Source organism: Corynebacterium sp. 5QC2CO (assembly GCF_024580435.1).
Taxonomy (GTDB): domain Bacteria; phylum Actinomycetota; class Actinomycetes; order Mycobacteriales; family Mycobacteriaceae; genus Corynebacterium; species Corynebacterium jeikeium_D.
The window spans coordinates 1-3,990 of the sequence record NZ_JANIKI010000023.1; the positions used below are offsets into that span (position 1 = coordinate 1).

At 51.8% G+C, this 3,990-nt stretch carries 4 protein-coding genes; 1 reads left to right on the top strand and 3 read right to left on the bottom strand.

Features of this window, described 5'->3' with window-relative positions; translation table 11 throughout:
• The first annotated feature begins 198 nt into the window (after positions 1-198).
• Positions 199-1,410 carry an AAA family ATPase gene (locus NQ014_RS10730; RefSeq protein WP_257075326.1) on the top strand — a complete coding sequence of 404 codons (1,212 nt, stop codon included), beginning with the start codon at positions 199-201 and terminating at the stop codon, positions 1,408-1,410.
• A gap of 72 nt (positions 1,411-1,482) precedes the next feature.
• Here the strand turns inward: NQ014_RS10730 and NQ014_RS10735 are convergent, their stop codons facing one another.
• From NQ014_RS10735 to erm(56), 3 genes are all read right to left on the bottom strand, one after another.
• Complete coding sequence (locus NQ014_RS10735) at positions 1,483-2,076, bottom strand: Type 1 glutamine amidotransferase-like domain-containing protein (RefSeq protein WP_168939879.1); 594 nt, start codon at positions 2,074-2,076, stop codon at positions 1,483-1,485.
• 9 nt (positions 2,077-2,085) lie between these two features.
• Positions 2,086-2,766 carry an Abi family protein gene (locus NQ014_RS10740; RefSeq protein ID WP_168939878.1) on the bottom strand — a complete coding sequence of 227 codons (681 nt, stop codon included), beginning with the start codon at positions 2,764-2,766 and terminating at the stop codon, positions 2,086-2,088.
• A gap of 120 nt (positions 2,767-2,886) precedes the next feature.
• Positions 2,887-3,687, bottom strand: a complete 801-nt coding sequence (gene erm(56), locus NQ014_RS10745; RefSeq protein WP_168939877.1) for a 23S rRNA (adenine(2058)-N(6))-methyltransferase Erm(56)' — start codon at positions 3,685-3,687, stop codon at positions 2,887-2,889.
• Between the last annotated feature and the right edge of the window lie 303 nt (positions 3,688-3,990).

A 3,990-nucleotide genomic window follows, 5' to 3' on the forward strand; every position in this document is an offset into this window, starting at 1 on the left:
CGGCCATCGTGGTTATCCCTTTCGAGGAAGTGTGGTTATGGAATCGAAAGGTACTACGGTGGTCGCCTCATGCATTCATCAGGCCCTCACCGATAGTCACAGATACACCACGCTAACGGACGCAACCATATCGATACTTTCCAACAAAATGTCTGGAAATCTCATCTGAAGGCACAAGAGCATCTTTTCGAATACGTTGTGACGCGTTTTGAAGACACGGAATCTCGCCGCAAGACGATTGAGGAGCAGGCGGTAAACGAAAGCACCCAGTGGGAAAAAGTTATCGATATCTTCAATGATCGGTTTTTCGTCCCGTTCCGACTCAGCGCAAAAAACAGACACCGCGTCATACTTGGCCAGGAGAGCGTTTTGGAGCTTACTTTCGAATTCGAAGAAGGTGACGAGACTACCGACGTTGAGAGGGAGGAATTACTTAAAGTCCTTAGCAACGGGGAGAAAAAAGCTCTTTACATACTTAATGTGCTCTTCGAGGTTGAAGCGCGGAAGGCTGCTGGTCGCGCGACACTATTTGTTATCGATGATCTGGCCGACTCGTTCGACTACAAGAACAAGTATGCCATTATTCAATACCTCAAGGAGATTGTAAACTACTCCGATTTCAAGATAATCCTCCTGACTCATAACTTCGATTTCTTCCGCACGGTGGTTAACCGGAACGTCGCTGGCTACGGACAGTGTTTTATGGCACAAAAAGACGCTGGAAGGATAGTTCTCAACAAAGCGGACCATGTCAATAATCCGTTCATCAATCTCTTCAAGCGGCACTTCTTCACCTGTGGAATGCAGCGCATCGCATCAATCCCGTTTGTGCGAAACATCCTTGAATACACCAAGGGGAAAACAGACGAAGATTACAAGGTGCTCACATCGCTCCTCCATTGGAAGACTGACTCCCCCTCAATTACAAACAGGGATCTCGACCGGATTTTTGCGGATACGTTCCACGGGCAGGATGAGGAAAGCTGGGGATCACCGGAAGACAGAGTGATGGATCTGCTAAACCAACAGGCCGAAGAGGCCGTCTCTGCCAAAGAAGGTGTCAATTTCGAGAACAAGATCGTGCTGTCCATCGCTACTCGAATACTTGCAGAGAAGTATATGATAACCGAGCTCAACGATCCCCAATTTGTCGAACGGATCACAAGGAATCAGACCGCAGAATTATTTAGAGAGTTCAAAAACCGCGAACTCGGCACCCCTGAAAGTCAAAAAATACTCGAGGGCGTCTCGCTCATGACGCCAGAGAGTATCCACGTCAACGCGTTCATGTATGAACCAATCATCGATATGTCCGATACAGCCCTGCGAAAACTATACCGACAGGCAAAAAAACTAGAGAGTCAGCCAAGCGGAGACGAAAATAGTTTAGGTAACCTCTTTACCTTCTAATTGAAAGAAAAGCTCATTCGGCTCTCATCGACTAGGAGCCTTTCACACCATCAATTGCTCTAACCTGTACAGCTAAATAAGCATTGATCCCCGGGCATCTACATAGAGAGCTTGTCCGTCCCTCAGCAACAGCAGATTCCATTTTTTGCCATACTCTTCCACCGTCTTACTAATGATGTTGATGGAATACGGACCAGTTGTACCTTGGGCATGAGGAACCACCACAAATTCAGTGAGATGAAGCCCGGTATAATCCCCGAGATCAGGAGCTATGGAAAGATTATCCATCACCGTGGCTGGCTCAATTGAAGGACCAGCAACCATCGCCCCAGCAGAACTACCCGCATACAACTTTCCAGCGCGCACAGCATCAACAAGAAGCTGGTCTGCCCCTGTGGATTTCAGCGCATGGAGCAAGCGGAATGTTTCACCACTCGCAACATAGACACAATCAGCTAGTTCAAGCTCTTTGCGGAAATCTGCCAGTGCCATCTGTGACACAGTGACAGGAACTAGCACCTCCGCCGCCTCGCCCACAGTTTTCAACTCCTCTTGGGCGAACGGGGCTTCCCGCATCTCAACTGCTGCATCATCGATATAGAGAATCCTGCCAGTCAGGTAGGTGACAAGGTCAGGGTGCAGGTAGGAAGCAAGAAATAGTCTCATGAAGCCAGCCTACGGCCTATTGATCCGCAGATCAGGGATCCTCGAGTGTTCAGCAATCCACTGCGACGCACCCGGATCGATCCACGTGGACAAAAGCCTGACGGCTTGCTGCGCACGATCAAGCCGAGCATTTTCATGCTGCCTGTTCCGCCTAATAATTGGTTCATGATGAGCACAACGGTTACGTAGTTTGTAGACCACATCAACCTCACGCTTGAAATCAGTCAAAGAAGGAACGAAGATGCCAGCCCCACCCTCATCCGTGGCGGAAACCGGCGTGGCCACAAGACTATTACGAACTAGTGGCCAAATCGTCGACGCGTACGTATTGGTAAAAAGATACGCCCAGAAATCGAAGCTCAACTCAGCAATCACCCGTCCCGATGGTGGCACCTGACCTCGGCTAATTCCCGCCCGCCGTTCCGCCTTCTGAATAGACTTCTTCGCCTGCCGATCAAAAGGAATAGCCGGGTGGACATACCACCGCTGCCCATACCTTGGAGACACAGCAGTATCGACACAGTTACGCAAGAGCACCTCGACATGCTGAATATCTTCCAGGAAGGACTTGGTCACGCGAGTATTCCACAGGTAGAGAGCGTCGGGATCCGAGTGGAAGCTGTAGGTTTTCATCCGCTCGGATGAAAACCAAGCCTCAAGATCACTAACCGGATTATTCTTGGATGACATACGTACCAGTGTTACACTTGGAACCGAAGGCCCCGGAGCGATCCCTGCGTTTTAGACGCACATCACCGGGGTTATTGATTTTTCTTGGCCCGCCTCCCCAGAGGAATTCTCCTCTCGGAACTATTTCCTCTGTTTGCGGCGTCGCGGCGGAACTGCCCCACGGCTTTCGAAGAGGCTGACCATCTGAGCAACAGACAGGTCAGAGGGCAGCTGATGCGAATGCACACCGGACCGCTCGGCCCATTTCCGCGCCGCCTGTCGAGAGGGAAATATCTTCGCTTGGGTGACGATATCGACGATCCCACGACCCTTCCCCGTATAGACGGCGTGCACTAGAGCTTGGAACGCCTTTCGCTTTCCAACTGGTACCAACATTTTAGGACGGCGTCGGATGTGCAAAACGCCACCATCCACACTAGGACGAGGGGTAAACGCCTCCCGGCTAACACGTTCTCCAAGCTCAAAAGTGAACCACGGAGCCCACTGGGCGGTCATCATGGTTGACGCACCGACGCCAGCACGTCGGCGGGCAACCTCCCACTGCATAAGCAGCACAGCGTCGGTCCAGCCTGGGGCGCGAAAAAGGCGCCGCAAGATGGATGTGGTGATATGAAACGGGATGTTACCAACAATCACATGAGGGTGGGCTGGCAGACGGTATCTCAGAAAATCTTCGTTGATGACAGTCACAGCATCGTCAAGTTCCCGCCGCAGCGCACCTGCCAGCGCGGGGTCAATTTCAACAGCTGTGAGAGATCGTCCCGTACAAGACAACGGATGAGTCAGCGCTCCTTGGCCGGGACCAATCTCAATCAAGGGGCCGCTAGTGCTTCCCACACGCTCCAAGAGAGAGGCGATAACGCGGGAGTCAGTGAGAAAGTTCTGGCCGTTTTCGTGACGACCACGAGAATATGCAGACATGGGATGCTCCGAAAAGAAGAGTTTTGGAGCCGGGCATGGCAAAATGACAGCCCGGCTTAGTGACCGGAGCGGTGACCACTACTGGAAGGTCAACCGCTGTTAGCGGTTGCGGCGCAACCGCATCGAAGCAGTTCCCAAAATCAACATGTTCTCGACATTAGCATCCGTTGTATTCAGGGTCAAGTCCGACGGAGTGGTGTTTCTGCCTTTCGTTGAAACAAGCAGTGTGATGGCGTCAGGGACCGGCACGTGCTTGGTGCTGTGACTGGTTCATGCGACCTCCTTGGTGGTGGTGTCGGCGTC